A 15,774-nucleotide genomic window follows, 5' to 3' on the forward strand; every position below is an offset into this window, starting at 1 on the left:
GACACTGTAGGCAAGGTAGTTGTGCGGTATCCAGTTACGCATGTTGAGTTCCACAGCGCGTCATTCGGCGCGGTATTCCCTGATCGTCATCCTCGATATCGAGGGCTTCGGACGACGGACGGACCCGGATCAGACCTGGCTCCGTGAGCGGCTGCGGGCCGTCGTGACCAGGTCGCTCCAAGCCGCCCGCATCGAGGAGCCGCCGTCCGAGGACCGCGGCGACGCCGTGCTCCTGATTCTCCCCGGCACGGTGTCCAAGACCGACCTCCTGGGAGGTTTCGTACGCACGCTCGTGGGCGAATTGCGCGAGCACGCCCGCAGCCACACCGGGGACAGGGAGATGAGGCTCCGCGCGGCCTTCCACGCGGGCGAGGTGGCCCGCCACGGCACGGGCTGGGTCGGTGCGGACCTCAACACCGCCTTCCGCATCGCGGACATGGAGCCGCTGCGGCAGGCGCTGGCCGGGGCTCCCGGGGCGGTCCTGTCCCTCGCCGTGTCCCACGTGCTGCACCAGGGAGTGATCCGGCACCGTCATCCGGGCCTGGCGGACGCCGAATTCGCCCCTGCCGTGCTGTCCGCGAAGGAGCTCCGGGACGAGAAGGTGTGGATCAGGGTTCCCGGCCGGCCGGTGCCCCCGGGCCTGCACGCCGCGTCCGGGGCTCACGGTCACGGACCGCGTGCCGTGTCGCGGGAGCCGTCGGTACCACCGGTGCCGACCATGCCTCCGCCGGTTCCGCCCATGCCTCCGCGACCGTCGGCCGGCAGCGGCAACCTCGGCATCAGCGCGACGAACGTCACGGTCACCGGCGTGGGCGTGAACCACGGCGCGGTCAGCCAGTCCTGGACCTCCACCACCGGCCCGGACGCCGACGGAGCGGCCGGCCTCCTTCGCGAACTGTCCCGGCTGCGCACCGACTTGAAGGAAGCCCGCCGACGCGACCAGATCGACGACTTCACGTTCCAGGCCGCCGACGAGGAACTCCAGACCGCGGAGCGGAACGCCGAGACCCGTCACGAGGAGGGCCGGGGCCGACTGCTGCGCGCGCTGATGAGCCTGCGGGGCATCGTCGCGGACACCGCCGCGCTCGCCGGCCTCGTGGCGACCGTCACCCAACTCATACAGCTCGTGAAAGGCCAGGCATGACACCGGGGAACCAGGGAATCCAGGCACTGGACGTCAACGTCCAAGGTGTCGGGGTCAACCACGGTCAGGTCAACCAGTACGTCATCGGGGAGGACGCCACCGCCGAGGAGAAGCTCCAACAGGGCGTACGGAGCCTGCGGGCGGGGATGCGGGGAAGGGCCGAGCAGCTGATCGCCAAGGCGGTCGAGTGCAGCGACACACCTTCGCCGGAAAGGCTGTACTACTGGGCGCTGTCCATCGTGAGCCGCCGTTCCCCGGAGGACCTCACGGACGAGGACTGGCACAAGCTGCGCCATGCCCTGGACCTGCTCAGGGACGACCCCGGAGAGTACGGCGCGGCGGGCCGGGCCCTGCACGAGCTGATGAGGACATCGGTCAGCCCTCCTCGGGCCGGCGAAGCAGGAAACCGCCTGGATGCCACGCTGCTCCTGGAGGACGTCCCGGGCGACGAGATCCGCGCCGAGCTCAAGGACCATCTGAGATACCTCCTGCGCGGCATCGAACGGGACTGCCTGGACGCCGAGGAAGCGGGGGAGCTGGGCGAACGGCTCGCGAAGAACCGCAAGGAGAAGGTGCCGCTCTTCTTCACTCCGGACCCCGAGCTGAACTGCCCCCTCCCGCCCCTGGATCCGAAGTTCGATCCGGCGATCGCCGGCCTTCTCGGTGGTATGGGCGCGACGCTCGGAGTCCTGCTGCTGATCATGCAGATCCCGGACGACCTCCTCGACAACGAGAAGGCCGTCGCCTGGCTCGCGTTCACGACGGGGTGCCTGGCGCTGGCGTTCGGCGTACCCGAATGGCTGCGGTCGACTGTTCGAAACGCTCGGAGCGGCGAGTGGCAGGCCGATCCCGACGGCAAGGTCGTGTTCGACCAGGAGCACAACCCGTTCCGTCGGCACGGGGCACGACTGGGCGCGGTGCTCATCCACAACAAACAGTGGCGTGAGGAGCGGGAACAACGGGCCAAGGAACGGCGGAGGACGAAGAAGGCGAAGTTCCGCCGTACCGTCGAGGCCATCGTGCAGGACCGGTTCCTGGACTACGAGCCGAAGGGCTCCGAGAACGCCAAGCAGTGGCGGCGGCACACGGAGCGCCCACGGCAGGACCTCATCGACGACCTCACCCATCGCCACTGGCGGACCGGTGCTCCCGGTGCGCTCGACTGGCTGATCCAACTGCGCGCCAAGGAGATAGGGGGACGGCACGTCGACCCCGCGCAGGTGCGGTTCGAGGAGGGCTTCCGGCGCGTCAGGGGCCTCTGCGCGCTCATCGGGGTCGTCCTGCTCGCCGTCACCGTCGTCCGCGTCATCCCGACCCGGGATCCGGGCATGGGACTCTGCGCCGCCGCCCTGCTGGTGGGAGGCGCGTCGGGCATCTCACTGTCCGTCTACCACTACGCCCGCCTCCGGACGTACCGACGCGACAGGGAGCAGTACGAGGCCGATCTGCTGGAGCGTGGGAGATGGCAGAGCGAGCTCACGCGGGGCCGCCCGGGCGACGGGCAGATGGCCCGCTGGTACGACCTGGACCAGCGGTACCTGCGCAGGGAGGTCCTCGCCGAACACCGTATGGAGCACCGCGACATCCTCTTCAGCTTCTTCCTGGTGGAAGGCGTCCCGGGGTGCGTCCGGGCCAAGGTCAAGAACGGTCCGCCGCGCTACTCGCAGTACCGGCAGACGTTCTACGTCCTGACGTCCAGCGGGGTGTGGGTGAGCGCCTGGAACGTGGACTTCGCCACCGGTGAGCACGACGGCCGGCAGGACACGGTGTTCCGCTACGACGCCATCAGTTCGGTGACGGTGGAGTCGGTCGGCGTCCGCTTCGGCGACTCCCTGCGGGAGATCGTCTCCGTCTCCGAGGACGGAGCACTGCGTGACGTCGCGGACGAGGACAGCCTCGTACTCCACGAAGCGCTGCGGCTCGCCCTGCACAACGGGCACCGGCTGACCGCGCTGCTGGAGAACTACGAGCAGCTGTTCGATTCCGACCACGAGGACCGCGTACAGCTGCGCCGACTCGCTCTGGAGTCGTCCGGCATCACGGCCGGGTTCCGGATCCTGACCGCGCTGGCCACCGAGGGCAGACAGTGGTTCGCCCAACGCCGGCAGCGCTCCTACCAGGCCTTCGTCGGCTCCGGCCCCCTGGACGGCGACCATCCGGTCGCCGAGCCGCCCGTCCTGCTGCTGTCCGAGTAGGACGGGGCGCGGTGGCCGGCCTGCCACGGGGGACAGGCCGGCCACCTCGGCTCAGACAAACCCTAGGGCTGCCCTAGGCCGCGGGTTCGCCGCCGAAGCGCTCCTTGTACGTTTCCAGGTCCTCGTCCGTGATCTTGGCGAAGAGGACCGGGGGGACCGTGAAGGGGGTGCCCGCGGGGAGGAAGTCCAGGGACTTCACCTCGTCTGCCGTCACCCAGGTCGCCGTGTCGTCCGGCAGGGCGAACGCCGAGCGCATCGCCTTGGAGGAGGCGGGGATGAACGGTTCGGAGATCACCGAGTAGAGGTGGATGAGGTTCATCGCGACGCGGAGGGTGAGGGCCGCGCCGTCCGGGTTGGTCTTGATCTCCAGCCAGGGGGCCTTCTCCTCCAGGTAGGAGTTGCCGGCCGACCACAGGGCGCGCAGGGCGGCCGCGGCCTTGCGGAACTGGAGGGCCTCCATCTGGGTCTCGTACTCCGAGAGAAGGGCCGCGATCTCCTCGCCCAGCTTCGTCTCGGGCGCACCCGCCGCCTCGCCCGCCGGGACCTCCTCGCCGAAGCGCTTCCTGGAGAAGGACAGGACCCGGTTGACGAAGTTGCCGAGGGTGTCCGCCAGGTCCTTGTTCACCGTGGACGTGAAGTGCTCCCACGTGAAGGACGAGTCGTCCGACTCCGGGGCGTTGGCGATCAGGAAGTAGCGCCAGTAGTCCGCGGGGAGGATGTCCAGGGCCTGGTCGGTGAAGACGCCGCGCTTCTGGGACGTGGAGAACTTTCCGCCGTAGTACGTCAGCCAGTTGAAGGCCTTGAGCTGGTCGACCTTCTTCCACGGTTCCCGTACGCCCATCTCCGTGGCCGGGAACATCACGCTGTGGAAGGGGACGTTGTCCTTCGCCATGAACTCGGTGTAGCGCACGTCGGAGGCGCCCGCCGGCTCGTACCACCACGACTTCCAGTCGCGGTTCTCCTCCGGGGCCGTGTCCGCCCACTCCTTCGTCGCCCCGATGTACTCGACAGGCGCGTCGAACCAGACGTAGAAGACCTTGCCCTCGGCGGCCAGCGTCGGCCAGGTGTCGGCCGGGACCGGCACGCCCCAGTCCAGGTCACGGGTGATCGCACGGTCGTGCAGGCCCTCGGTCAGCCACTTGCGGGCGATGGAGGAGGCGAGCTGCGGCCACTCGTCCGAGACCTGGTCGATCCACGTCTCCACCTCGCCCTGGAGCTTCGACTGCAGGAGGAAGAGGTGCTTCGTCTCCCGGACCTCCAGCTCCGTCGAACCGGAGATCGCCGAGCGGGGGTCGATCAGGTCGGTCGGGTCCAGGACGCGGGTGCAGTTCTCGCACTGGTCGCCGCGGGCCTTGTCGTAGCCGCAGTGGGGGCAGGTGCCCTCGACATAGCGGTCCGGGAGGAAGCGGCCGTCCACCGGGGAGTACACCTGGCGGATCGCGCGCTCCTCGATGAAGCCGTTCTCGTTCAGGCGGCGGGCGAAGTGCTGGGTGATCTCGCGGTTCTGGGGGGACGAGCTGCGGCCGAAGTAGTCGAAGGCCAGCTCGAAGCCGTCGTAGACCGCCTTCTGGGCGTCGTGGGCCTGGGCGCAGAACTCGTCGATCGGGAGGCCCTGCTCCTTCGCCGCCAGTTCGGCCGGGGTGCCGTGCTCGTCCGTCGCGCAGATGTAGAGGACGTCGTGGCCGCGCTGGCGGAGGTACCTGGCGTACACGTCCGCCGGGAGCATGGACCCCACCATGTTGCCCAGGTGCTTGATCCCGTTGATGTACGGAAGGGCGCTGGTGATGAGGTGTCGAGCCATTGCGGGCTGCTCCCGGGTTGTTGCGTGGAGTGACGGTTTCGGTGGGTGACGCTTCGATCGTCGACCGTCTTACGAACCTTGAAATCGTAGCCGACATGGGTGGGCCGCCCGCTCCCCCTTTTATGGGGTGGGAGACGGGCGGCCCGGTGTTGCTGTTCCTGGGTTTTTCCTTGGTGCTCCTGGGTTGTTCCTGTGGGGCTGCGTGGGTCTACGGGCGCCAGTTCGCCAGTACGCCCTCGTAGACCTCCGTGTCCGTGAGCTCGCGCGGGGTCGGGCCCGCGTGGAAGAAGGCGGTGTTGTCCGTCTTCAGCTTGCGGAGGTAGTCGAAGGCCTTGTTGTCCTGCTCGCCGAACGCGACGAACGAGAAGAAGACGCCGGGGTGGTTCTTCGCCGCGTCCGTGAGGGACTGGGTCGCGGGGGTCTTGGCGTCCGGGGCGCCGTCCGTCTGGAAGATCACGAGGGCCGGGGCCGTGGGGGCGTCCGACTTCTCGTGGTGGGTGAGCACTTCCTGTACGGCGGCGTGGTAGCTCGTACGTCCCATGCGGCCGAGGCCGGCGTGGAGTTCGTCGATCTTGTTCTCGTGGTCGGGGAGGGCGAGCTCGCCGGTGCCGTCCAGTTCGGTGGAGAAGAAGACGACGTGGACCGTGGCGGCGGGGTCCAGATGGGCCGCCAGGGCGAGGGTCTGCTCGCCGAGGGCCTGGGCGGAGCCGTCCTTGTAGTACGGGCGCATGCTCGCGGAGCGGTCCAGGACGAGGTAGACCTTGGCCCGGGTGCCGGTGAGGTCGTGCTTTTCGAGGGTGGCGGTGGCCGCGTTGTAGGCGGTGAGGAGACCGGGGGCGTGGTCCTTGACCCGGGCGAGGGTGGTGGCGGAAGCGAGCCGTTCGGACTGGGCTCCACCTTCGTCCGCGTCCGGCTCCGCCGCGAGGGGGGCCGGGGTGGGCTCGACGGCGACCTCGGGTGCCGACCCTGCGGACTCGGCTTCGCCGTCGTCCGCGCCGGTCTTCCCGCCCGCATCGCCCGCACCGCCCGTGACGCCTTCGTCGTCGGCCGCGGGGGCGTCCGCCTGCGCGGCGACGGGCTCGGCCTCGGGGGCGACCTCGGCAACCACGGCCTCGGGTTCGGGCTCGACGACCGGCTCGGGCTCCGGGGTCACGTCGGCGACAACGGGCTCCGGCTCGGGCTCGGCTTCGACGGCGGGCTCGGCCTCGACCTTGGCCGCCGGCTCGGCGTCGACCACGGGCTCGGGCTTGGCTTCCGCCTCAGCCTCAGCCTCCGCCTCCGGTTCCGCCTTCACGACGGGCTCGGGCTTCACCTCGGCCTCGGGCTCGATGACCGGCTCGGGCTCGACCACGGGGTCGGCCTTGGCTTCGACGACGGGCTCGGGTTCGACGACGGGCTCAGGCGCGACGGGCTCGGCCTTGGCCTCCACGACCGGCTCGGGCTCGGGGTCGACGACCGGCTCGGCCTTCGTCTCCGGCTCAGGCTTGGTCTCGGCGACCGGCTCGGCCTCTGCCACCGGCTCGGCTTCGACGACCGGCTCGGCCTCAACGACCGGTTCGGGCTCGATGACCGGCTCGGCCTTGGCCACCGGCTCGGCGACCGGCTCGGCCTCGACGGTCGACGCGGCCTCGACCGTCGGCTCTGCCACCGGCTTGGCCTCTGTCACCGGTTCGGTGGTCTCGGTCTTCTTGACCGGCTCGGCCTTGGTTTCCGGTTCGACCGTCGGAGACGCCTGCTTCGGGACCGTCACATTGTCGAAGGCCGCCGAAACCAGGTCCTCGACCACTGAGGCCTTGGGCTCGGTGGCGGGGGCCGGCACCGAGACCTCCGGCCGAGTCGACTCAGCCGGCTCGGCCGGTGAGCTCGGCTCGGTCGCCGCAGGCGCGGGCTCGGGAGCCGTCTCCTGTCGGGCCGCCGGCACGCTCGGCTCGGCGGCAGGGGTGGCGGCAGCAGCGGCAGCGTCCCCCTTGCGTGACTTTCCGAACGCATTCCGCAGGCGGGTGAGAATGCCCATGTGCGCAACCCTTCGCATGAGTTGGTTCCGTCAATCCCTGGCCAGGACGGACACGTAAGGTTAGCGGCAGGATTTGTAGATCTTGGGCAGGGTCGTTCATGGCCTCCAAGTTAGGTTCCCCTTACCTTCCCTTTGCCTCGACTCCCCTGCGGACGCCGGGGGTTCACCCCGCGTTCACCTCGTGGCTGCGCCCCCGCACGGGCGTGCCCATAGCGTCACGCCGGACACAGACATAGGGGAGGGAACGTGCGCAACCTGCTGCCGTTGATCGGCTCGACCGGCTCACACCCGGGCGGCCGTTCCGAGATGACCTGTCGTTACCGCTGCGGTGACGCCTGCTTTCACCCGGCGCCCAACACCAGCGCCAACGAATACGTCGGCGACGTCATCGCCGGAGCGATCGGCCGCCGTTCCATGATGCGCGCGGCTGCCGCCGTGACCGTCACCGCCGCCGCCGGGGGCGCTGTCGTCGGCGCGGGCGCGACCCCCGCCGCCGCCCAGGCGCCCGAGGGCACGCCCGCCGCCTTCACCGGCGGCAAGGCGGCCCGCGGCCTGCGCTTCACCCCCGTCGCGCCGAACACCGCCGACGCGGTGACCGTCCCGGAGGGCTACGGCCAGAACGTCGTCATCCGCTGGGGCGAGCCCATCCTGCGCGGCGCCCCCGCCTTCGACCCGGACAAGCAGACCGCCAAGGCGCAGGCGGGCCAGTTCGGCTACAACTGCGACTTCCTCGCCCTGCTCCCGCTGCCGGGCGAGCGCGGTCGCCAGCTGCTCGTGGCGAACCACGAGTACACGGACGAAATCCTGATGTTCAAGGGCTACGACCCCGCCAACCCCACCCGCGAGCAGGCGGAGATCGCCTGGGCCGCCCACGGTCTGGGCGTCGTCGTGGTCGAGGAGGACCGCAGGAGCGGCAGGCTCACCGCGGTACCCCGCCACCACCTCAACCGCCGCGTCACCGCGACCACCGAGTTCCGGGTGACCGGTCCGGCGGCCGGCTCGAAGCTCCTGCGGACCTCCGCCGACCCGACCGGCAAGAAGGTCCTCGGCACGCTCAACAACTGCGCCGGCGGCGAGACCCCCTGGGGCACGACGCTGCACGGCGAGGAGAACTTCAACCAGTACTTCGCCAACGCGAGCCGCACGACGGACGCCCGCTACGGCATCGGCACCGGCGCCACCGAGCGCAAGTGGGAGCGTTTCGACAAGCGCTTCGACGTCGCCCAGGAGCCGAACGAGGTGCACCGCTTCGGCTACATCGTCGAGCTGGACCCGTACGACCCCACCTCGACGCCCCGCAAGCGCACCGCGCTCGGCCGGTTCAAGCACGAGGGCGCGACCATCCGCCTCACGGAGGACGGCCGCCCGGTCGCCTACTCCGGTGACGACGAGCGCTTCGACTACATGTACAAGTTCGTCGGCAGCAAGCGGATGCGCCACGGCAACAGCCGCTCCGCCCGCGAGCACAACCTGACCCTCCTCGACGAGGGCACCCTGTACGTCGCCAAGCTCACCGGCGACTCCCCGGCGGCCGAGATCGACGGCACGGGCAAGCTCCCGGCGGACGGCGAGTTCGACGGCGGCGGTACGTGGATCCCGCTGGCCACCGCCACCGCCAAGGGAGCCGTCTCGCACGTCGAGGGCATGACCGCCGAGGAGGTGTACGTCTTCACGCGCCTCGCCGGTGACAAGGTGGGCGCCACGAAGATGGACCGCCCCGAGGACATCCAGCCCTCGCCGCACACCGGCAAGGTCTACGTCGCCCTCACCAACAACACCAACCGCGGTGTCGGCTCCAACGCCAAGGCGGACGAGGCCAACCCGCGCAACGCCAACAAGCACGGGCACGTCCTGGAGCTCACCGAGCGTCGGGGCCGCGCCGACTCCACGAGCTTCGCCTGGTCGCTGTTCCTCGTCGCGGGCGACCCGAAGGACCCGGCCACGTACTTCGCGGGCTTCCCGAAGGACAGGGTCAGCCAGATCTCCTGCCCGGACAACGTGGCCTTCGACCCGCACGGCAACCTGTGGATCTCCACGGACGGCGCCCAGCTCGGCTCCCACGACGGCCTGTTCGGCGTGGCGACGAAGGGCGACCGGCGCGGTGAGCTGAAGCAGTTCCTCACCGTGCCGAAGGGCGCCGAGACCTGCGGCCCCATCGTCCAGGACCGCCGCGTCCTCGTGGCGGTCCAGCACCCGGGCGAGATCACCGGCGCGACCGTCGAGAACCCGGCAAGCGTCTGGCCCGACGGCCCCGGCAAGATCGTCCGCCCGTCGGTGGTGGCGGTCTGGCGCAAGGACGGCCGCGACATCGGCGTTTGATACGAGGGATGGGGGCGCCCTGTCCGAGATAGGGCGCCCCTAGCCCCTAGGGGCGCGGGGCTGTATCAATTTGCGGCTCCGCCGCGTGGGCGCACCCAGCCCCGACCGACCCGCACCTACACACCCACCCGATCCAGCCACCCCCGATACCCGGGCGCCTCCCGGGCAACCTCCGCGTACGCCTCCCACAGCCCGGGAAACACGGAGTCCAACTCCCCCTCCGTACGCGCCGCGAGCAGAAGCCGTACGCCCAGCGGATCCCCCTGAATCCGCCGGACCGCCATCTTCGGCCCGGGCTGGCACGTCGGCTGGCACACCGTGATGACCTCACCGGTCGAGACCAGGGACGCGGCCGTGTGGTAATCCCCGTGCAGCACACGGGGACTGAGCCCCGCCGCCCGCAGCATCCGATGCACCGCGTCCCACTCGCCGTCCACCGTGGGATCGATCATCCAGCGGTCCCCGGCCAGGTCGGAGAGCTGAACCTCCGAGCGGGCGGCCGCCGGATGATCCGCGGGCAGGGAGACGAACTGCGGCTCGCGTTCGACCAGGACGCGCAGGGCCAGCCCCTCCGGCACCCGCAGCGGACAGCCCTCCACCTCGTGCACGTAGGCGACGTCGAGCCGGCCATCGGCGAGCATGCGCAGCAGCGCGTTCGGGGAGACGTCCATCTGCAGGACCGGCTCCCGCTGCCGCGCGCGGAGCCGGCGCAGCCAGCCCGCGAGGGCGCGGCTGGCGGTGGAGCCGATGCGGAGCTGGGGGCCGTCGTCGTCCGTCGCGGCGGCCCGTGCCTCCGCGACGAGGGCGCGCATCTCGGCCACCAGCGGGCGGGCGCGGCCGAGAACGATGCGGCCGAGCGGGGTCGGCCGGCAGCCGGTGCGTTCGCGGAGGAAGAGCGGGCCGCCGAGCTCCTGCTCGATGCGCTTGAGCTGGGTGCTCAACGAGGGCTGGGCCACGCCGAGTTGCCGGGCCGCCCGGTGCAGGCTGCCGGTGTCGGCGATGGCGCACAGTGCGCGGAGGTGCCTCACCTCGAGCTCCATGCGGTGAGCCTAGGACGGTCACACGAGCCGCACCAGACGCACAAACCCCAACCGAAGGGGGCGAGTTGGGTCGGCTGAGCGGCGCTAAATGATCAGTAGGCGACTGTTGGTGATCATTCCTGACCGGGTGATAGCCGCGTCCTATCTCCGATTGCCATCATCACAGCCGTCCCACAGACGCAGACACTCACCGATGACGACTTCACCCCCCACTCAAGGAGTCATCGATGCGACTGTCCACCCGTCTGTCCACACCCGTTCTCTCGGCCGCGGTCGGGCTCGGTCTCACGGCCGCCGTGCTCGGGGCCGTACCGGCCTCCGCGGCGCCCGCGCCCGTCGCCCCGGCCGCCCCCTTCGCGGGTTACGACGGTTCCGGCGAGGAGGCCAAGGCCAACAAGGCGTTCTTCGACGCGGTCCTGAAGTCCGTGGCCGAGAAGCGCGCCGCGAACCCGAAGGCCGCCGCCGTCACCGTCGTCTACAACGCGTCCTCCGCGCCCTCCTTCAGCGCCGAGATAGCCCGCAGCACCCAGATCTGGAACGGCTCCGTCTCGAACGTGAAGCTCCAGTCGGGCTCCAACGCCGACTTCACGTACCGCGAGGGCAACGACTCCCGCGGTTCGTACGCCTCGACGGACGGGCACGGCAGCGGCTACATCTTCCTCGACTACGCGCAGAACGAGCGGTACGACTCCACGCGCGTGACCGCCCACGAGACCGGGCACGTGCTCGGGCTGCCCGACCACTACAGCGGGCCGTGCAGCGAGCTGATGTCCGGCGGCGGGCCCGGTACGTCCTGCACGAACGCGAACCCGAACGCGGCCGAGCGGGCCCGTGTCGACCAGCTGTGGGTCAACGGCCTCGCGAAGGCACTGGCGAAGGTGAACCAGGACCGGTAGGTCCTCCCTGGATGCACCACCCCACCCCCCACTGACGTGGGCCGTCCCTCCTGCACAGGGGCGGCCCGCGTCGCCTTTCCTCCCCTGCCTCTACGTGCTTTCGAAGAGGGTCAGGTCCACGACCAGCGCCCGGTGGTCCGTGTTTCCGAGGTCCAGGAAGCGGGCCCTGTTCGCCGAGAAGTCCCGGGACACGAGGACGTGGTCGATCTGGGCGCCGAGGGGCGGTGCCGTTCTGGCCGGCCAGGTCGGTGTACGGGCGTCGCCGGTGAGGCGGGCGGCGTCCCCGAAGCCGGCGTCCAGGATCCGGCGGAAGGCCGCGTGGTCCTGGGAGGCGTTGAAGTCGCCCGCGAGGACGGTGGGCCGGGCGCGGTTCGCGGCCGCGTAGTCGCGGAGGCCGGACAGTTCCTCGCGCCAGGTGGACAGGTGCGTCGGCAGCGGGGGCATGGGATGGGCCAGCTGGAGCCGGATCTCGTGGCCCTTCACATCGGCCGTGGCACCGGGCATGCCCATCGTCGCGGGGATGCCCGCGGCCGGCTTCAGCGGATGGCGGCTGAGGATGACCGAACCGTCGGAGCCCGCGCCCTCGACCGCCTGCCGATAGGGATAGGACCCCTTGCCCACGGCACCGCTACCGGCGTCCTCCCCGTTCTCTCCGCCTTCCTTGTCCCCGTTGTTCCCCTTGTTCCCCGTGTCCTTGTCCCTGCCGAAGGCCTGCTCCAGCTTCTCCTCGCACCCGTACTCGCATTCCTGGACGAAGACGAGGTCGGGGCGCTGGTCCTTGACCGCGTCGATCAGTTCGTCCGTGGCCTGGCCGAACTCGACGTTCGAGGTGAGTACGCGGAGTTCGGCGACCGGGGCGCCCTTGGGCTGCGAGCTCTTTCCGTACGGCTCGATGTACCAGGCGAGCGCGGCGAGCACGGCCACGCTCCAGACGAGGCCGAGGCGCCAGCGGGTGAGGGCGGCGAAGAGGAGGGCGACGGTGGTCGGGGCGAGGAGCCAGGGCAGGAACGCGAGCAGTTGGGGTACGGGAGTGATGCCGTCGGTGTCCGCGATGCGGCACCCGACGACTGTGCTCACACCGGCGAGCAGGAGCGCGGCGAACCAGGCGCCGGCCCGGGTGCCGCCGTGGCGGCTCACCGGGGCGTCGTCGGTCCACTCGTCCGCCTCAGCCGTTGCGCCGCGCAAATTTGCCCCCTTCCGTTTGCTGGATCCTCTCTCAAAGACGGGGGACGAGGGGGGACGGTTGAGGACTGCTGCCGGGTGCGGGTGCGTCGTGGCTGGTCGCGACCCCCACGCACCCGCGCTCAAAGACGACGCAGAAGCGCGGCCACGGCCGCGTTGAACTGCTCCGGCTGCTCAAGGTTCGGCATGTGGGCCGCTCGTGGGACGACCTGGAGCGCGGAGCCCGGGATCGCCGCGTGCATCGACCGGGCGTCCGACACCGGCGTGTACTCGTCGTCCTCGCCGACCACCACCAGGGTCGGAACGGTGACGCGGGTCAGCAGTTCGCGATAGTCGGGGCGCTCCGCCCGCCCCCGCAGGGCCGCCGCGGCGCCCTCGGGGGACGTGGACGTCATCATGCGGTGCACGTGGGCCGCCACGTCCGGGTGGGCGTACGGGGCGACCATCCTGTGCAGAACCTCGTCGGCGTACGGGCGCATGCCCTCGCGGAGGAGGCGGTCGGCCATGTCGTTGCGGGACTTCCTGCCGGCCGGGGTCTCGGCCGCCGGGAACATGTCCGCCAGGACCAGCGCCCGCACGCGCTCGGGGAACTGCCGATAGCACTCCATGACGATCTGGCCGCCCATGGAGAGCCCGGCCAGCGCGAACTCGCGTACGCCCAGGTCGTCGAGGAGGGCCGCGATGTCCTCGGCGAAGGTGGCGAGCGGGGTCACCCCGGGCACCACCGGGGACCTGCCGTAACCGCGCAGGTCGGGGGCGATCACCCGGCGGTCCTGGGAGAAGGCGGCCACCTGCGGGGCCCACATGGTGCGGTCGAAGGGGTGGCCGTGGATCAGGACAAGGGGCACGGAGGTTGAGGCATGCGCGCCTTTGTCCTCGTACAGGAGGAAGGGAGCCATGTTCAGGACCATAGATTCTGGGAACTCCTCGGTGCAATAAGATCTTTGCCCTCGGTGCAATCCAGAAAGGGGTGGGCGTGGAGGACTATCGGCGTATCGCCGACCGGCTGGCCGAGGAGATCCTCACGGGGCGGCTGAAGGCCGGCGAACGGCTGCCGCCGCAGCGGGTGTTCGCCCGGCGGCGGCGCATCGCGGGGTCCACCGCCGGGCGCGTGTACGGGGAGTTGGTGCGGCGGGGCCTGGTCGTCGGGGAGGTCGGGCGCGGCACCTTCGTACGGGCGGCACCGGTGCCGTCGGGGCGGGCCCTCGCCGAGCCGGCGACCACGGCGGCGGTCAACCTGGAGCTCAACTACCCATCCGTGGAAGGGCAGTCGGAGCTGCTGGCCGGCGGACTCGTGCCGCTGCTGCGGGCCGATGTGCTGGAGGAGGTGACCCGTCCCGTGCCCGCCACCGGGACCGCCGCCGCGCGCGAGGCCGTCGCCGGGCTGCTGGCCGGATCGGGGTGGCGGCCCCACCCGGAGCAGCTCCTCTTCGCCGGGAACGCGCGGCAGGCCATCGCGGGCGCGCTCGCCTCGCTGGTACGGCCCGGCGGGCGCGTGGGGGTGGAAGCACTGACGTATCCGCTGGTCAAGGAGATCGCGGCGCGGATCGGGTGCGTGCTCGTACCGCTGGAGACGGACGGGGAAGGGCTGCTGCCCGGGGCCGTCGCCGCCGCGCACCACTCCGCGCCGCTCTCCGCCCTGTACGTCCAGCCGACCCTGCACAATCCCACCTCGGCGACGATGGGGGACGCGCGCAAGCGTGAACTCGCCGAGGTGGTGCGGGAGTTGGGGCTGCCGGTGGTGGAGGACCGGATCTGGTCGTTCCTCCACGAGGAGGGCGTGCCGTTCGCCGCGTACGCCCCCGAGCGCGTCCATGTCGTCGACGGGCTGTCCAAGCGGGTCGCGCCCGGGCTGACCGTCGGCTTCCTCGTCGTGCCCGAGGGCCGTGTCGAGGCGGCGGCGGAGGCGCTGCGGTCGGGCGGGTGGACGGCGGGACGGTTCGCGCTGGAGGCGGGGACGCGGTGGATCCAGGACGGGGTGGTGGACCGGCTCGTCGCCGACCGGCGGGCGGACGCCGCCCGGCGGCAGCGGGTCGTCGCGGAACTGCTCGACGGCTTCGCCGTACGCGCCGATCCGGCCGCGTACTACGCCTGGTGGGAGCTGCCGTCGCCGTGGCGCGCGGACACCTTCGCGGCGGCCGCGGCGGCGCGCGGGATCGCGGTGACGCCGGGGTCCGCCTTCGCGGTGGGGGCGCAGGGGGCGCCGGACGCCGTCAGGCTCGGGCTCGCGTCGGTTCCGGTGCCGGTGCTGGGGCAGGCGCTGCGGACACTGCGCGACGTCGCGCGTGGTGGTCCATGAGCCAGGTCGCGGCGGCGACGGTGAGGCCGAGGGCCAGGATGAACCAGGTGGCCGTGCGAAGGGTCGAGGTCAGCGCGTCGTAGACCGTGCCCGCCGCCGCCCGCGAGACATGGGTGGGGAGGTCGGAGAGCGTCAGGGCGCGGCCGATGACCGTGGCCAGCGCCAGCAGGGCGGCGCCCAGGGCCATGCCCAGTGCCGTGGCCGTGACGGCCTGGCGGCGGCGTACGGCCAGCAGGATGCCGCCGACCGCCAGGGCGACCGCCGCGAGAGGGAGCCAGAAGCCCGCGATCTCCAGCACGTGGAACCCCTTCCGGAGCGTGCTCAGCTCCTGGGCCTCAAGGACCGTGACCTCGGTGTGCTCGATCGGGATGCGGCTCGCCAACGGCACCCGGTCGTAGGAGAGCTGGGACTTCAGCTGCTGGGTGACGGGTGCCAGGTCGAGCGTGACGGCACCCTCGCTGCCGCTGCGCAGGGCCCGCAGGACGGCGTCGTGCGCGGCCCGGTTCGCCGTGTTCCAGGCCGCGCGGAAGGCCTCTGTACCGGTGAAGGACCGCACCGCCCTGCGCACGTACGCGCGGACCTCGCCCTCCAGCGGTCCGACCTCGATCTGGTTCATGACCCCGTCGGCGACCGAGTCGGCGATCGCGCTCTGTACGTCGGGGCCGGCGGCCAGCGGCGCCATCGTGTCGACGTACCGTCCGGTGTCGCCGATCTCGTACTTCGCCCATGCCGAAAGCCCGCCCAGCGGCACGAGGACGCAGGCGAGCACGATCAGCAGCGCCGAGAGGACTTTCCGCACCTCTCAAGGAAGAACCCCGGCCGTGCCCTCCGCCATCGGGGCAGGGCCGGGGTGACTGCATCCGGGCCTGGATTGCGTTCTTCCG

11 protein-coding genes are annotated in these 15,774 nt (G+C 71.0%); 5 read left to right on the forward strand and 6 right to left on the reverse strand.

Annotated features, from left to right (window positions below):
- Positions 1 to 40 precede the first annotated feature (40 nt).
- Both ACH4YP_RS11040 and ACH4YP_RS11045 read left to right on the forward strand, forming a co-directional pair.
- On the forward strand, positions 41 to 1,144 hold the full coding sequence (locus ACH4YP_RS11040; RefSeq protein ID WP_361057710.1) for a hypothetical protein: 1,104 nt from the start codon (positions 41 to 43) through the stop codon (positions 1,142 to 1,144).
- Positions 1,141 to 3,339 (forward strand): hypothetical protein, encoded by a 2,199-nt coding sequence (locus tag ACH4YP_RS11045; RefSeq protein ID WP_398490296.1) that lies wholly within the window; start codon positions 1,141 to 1,143, stop codon positions 3,337 to 3,339. The genes ACH4YP_RS11040 and ACH4YP_RS11045 overlap by 4 nt, the downstream gene beginning before the upstream one ends.
- Positions 3,340 to 3,412: 73 nt before the next feature.
- Here ACH4YP_RS11045 and metG read toward each other — a convergent pair whose 3' ends face one another.
- On the reverse strand, positions 3,413 to 5,140 hold the full coding sequence (gene metG, locus ACH4YP_RS11050) for a methionine--tRNA ligase (protein ID WP_398490298.1): 1,728 nt from the start codon (positions 5,138 to 5,140) through the stop codon (positions 3,413 to 3,415).
- 208 nt (positions 5,141 to 5,348) lie between these two features.
- On the reverse strand, positions 5,349 to 7,154 hold the full coding sequence (locus ACH4YP_RS11055; protein ID WP_398490300.1) for a VWA domain-containing protein: 1,806 nt from the start codon (positions 7,152 to 7,154) through the stop codon (positions 5,349 to 5,351).
- Positions 7,155 to 7,400: 246 nt separating this feature from the next.
- On the opposite strand from ACH4YP_RS11055, the gene ACH4YP_RS11060 reads away from it, so the two are divergent.
- On the forward strand, positions 7,401 to 9,473 hold the full coding sequence (locus tag ACH4YP_RS11060) for a PhoX family protein (RefSeq protein ID WP_361057718.1): 2,073 nt from the start codon (positions 7,401 to 7,403) through the stop codon (positions 9,471 to 9,473).
- 116 nt (positions 9,474 to 9,589) lie between these two features.
- On the opposite strand, the gene ACH4YP_RS11065 is transcribed toward ACH4YP_RS11060, so the two are convergent.
- Positions 9,590 to 10,513: a LysR family transcriptional regulator gene (locus ACH4YP_RS11065; RefSeq protein WP_361057720.1), complete on the reverse strand. Its 924-nt coding sequence runs from the start codon at positions 10,511 to 10,513 to the stop codon at positions 9,590 to 9,592.
- Positions 10,514 to 10,740: 227 nt separating this feature from the next.
- Here ACH4YP_RS11065 and snpA point away from each other — a divergent pair, with 227 nt between their 5' ends.
- A complete protein-coding gene (snpA, locus tag ACH4YP_RS11070; RefSeq protein ID WP_398490302.1) occupies positions 10,741 to 11,409 on the forward strand; it encodes a snapalysin in 669 nt (222 codons plus the stop codon).
- Positions 11,410 to 11,499: 90 nt separating this feature from the next.
- On the opposite strand, the gene ACH4YP_RS11075 is transcribed toward snpA, so the two are convergent.
- Both ACH4YP_RS11075 and ACH4YP_RS11080 read right to left on the reverse strand, forming a co-directional pair.
- The gene (locus ACH4YP_RS11075; RefSeq protein ID WP_398490304.1) at positions 11,500 to 12,594 is read right to left on the reverse strand and encodes an endonuclease/exonuclease/phosphatase family protein; all 1,095 of its coding nucleotides are present in this window, start codon (positions 12,592 to 12,594) and stop codon (positions 11,500 to 11,502) included.
- A 119-nt stretch (positions 12,595 to 12,713) separates the two neighbouring features.
- Positions 12,714 to 13,490, reverse strand: a complete 777-nt coding sequence (locus ACH4YP_RS11080) for an alpha/beta fold hydrolase (protein ID WP_398490306.1) — start codon at positions 13,488 to 13,490, stop codon at positions 12,714 to 12,716.
- A gap of 77 nt (positions 13,491 to 13,567) precedes the next feature.
- On the opposite strand from ACH4YP_RS11080, the gene ACH4YP_RS11085 reads away from it, so the two are divergent.
- Positions 13,568 to 14,890 carry a PLP-dependent aminotransferase family protein gene (locus ACH4YP_RS11085; protein ID WP_398490308.1) on the forward strand — a complete coding sequence of 441 codons (1,323 nt, stop codon included), beginning with the start codon at positions 13,568 to 13,570 and terminating at the stop codon, positions 14,888 to 14,890.
- Here ACH4YP_RS11085 and ACH4YP_RS11090 read toward each other — a convergent pair.
- Positions 14,805 to 15,689, reverse strand: a complete 885-nt coding sequence (locus ACH4YP_RS11090) for a hypothetical protein (protein WP_361057730.1) — start codon at positions 15,687 to 15,689, stop codon at positions 14,805 to 14,807. The genes ACH4YP_RS11085 and ACH4YP_RS11090 overlap by 86 nt on opposite strands.
- Positions 15,690 to 15,774: the final 85 nt, after the last annotated feature.

It is taken from the genome of Streptomyces sp. NPDC020747 (assembly GCF_044334695.1).
Classification (GTDB): domain Bacteria; phylum Actinomycetota; class Actinomycetes; order Streptomycetales; family Streptomycetaceae; genus Streptomyces.

Bases quoted from the DNA above. Each gene is read 5' to 3' on its own strand.
- ACH4YP_RS11040 (WP_361057710.1), top strand. From the start codon at position 41: ATGTTGAGTTCCACAGCGCGTCATTCGGCGCGGTATTCCCTGATCGTC.
- ACH4YP_RS11045 (WP_398490296.1), top strand. From the start codon at position 1,141: ATGACACCGGGGAACCAGGGAATCCAGGCACTGGACGTCAACGTCCAA.
- metG (WP_398490298.1), bottom strand. From the start codon at position 5,140: ATGGCTCGACACCTCATCACCAGCGCCCTTCCGTACATCAACGGGATC.
- ACH4YP_RS11055 (WP_398490300.1), bottom strand. From the start codon at position 7,154: ATGGGCATTCTCACCCGCCTGCGGAATGCGTTCGGAAAGTCACGCAAG.
- ACH4YP_RS11065 (WP_361057720.1), bottom strand. From the start codon at position 10,513: ATGGAGCTCGAGGTGAGGCACCTCCGCGCACTGTGCGCCATCGCCGAC.
- snpA (WP_398490302.1), top strand. From the start codon at position 10,741: ATGCGACTGTCCACCCGTCTGTCCACACCCGTTCTCTCGGCCGCGGTC.
- ACH4YP_RS11080 (WP_398490306.1), bottom strand. From the start codon at position 13,490: ATGGCTCCCTTCCTCCTGTACGAGGACAAAGGCGCGCATGCCTCAACC.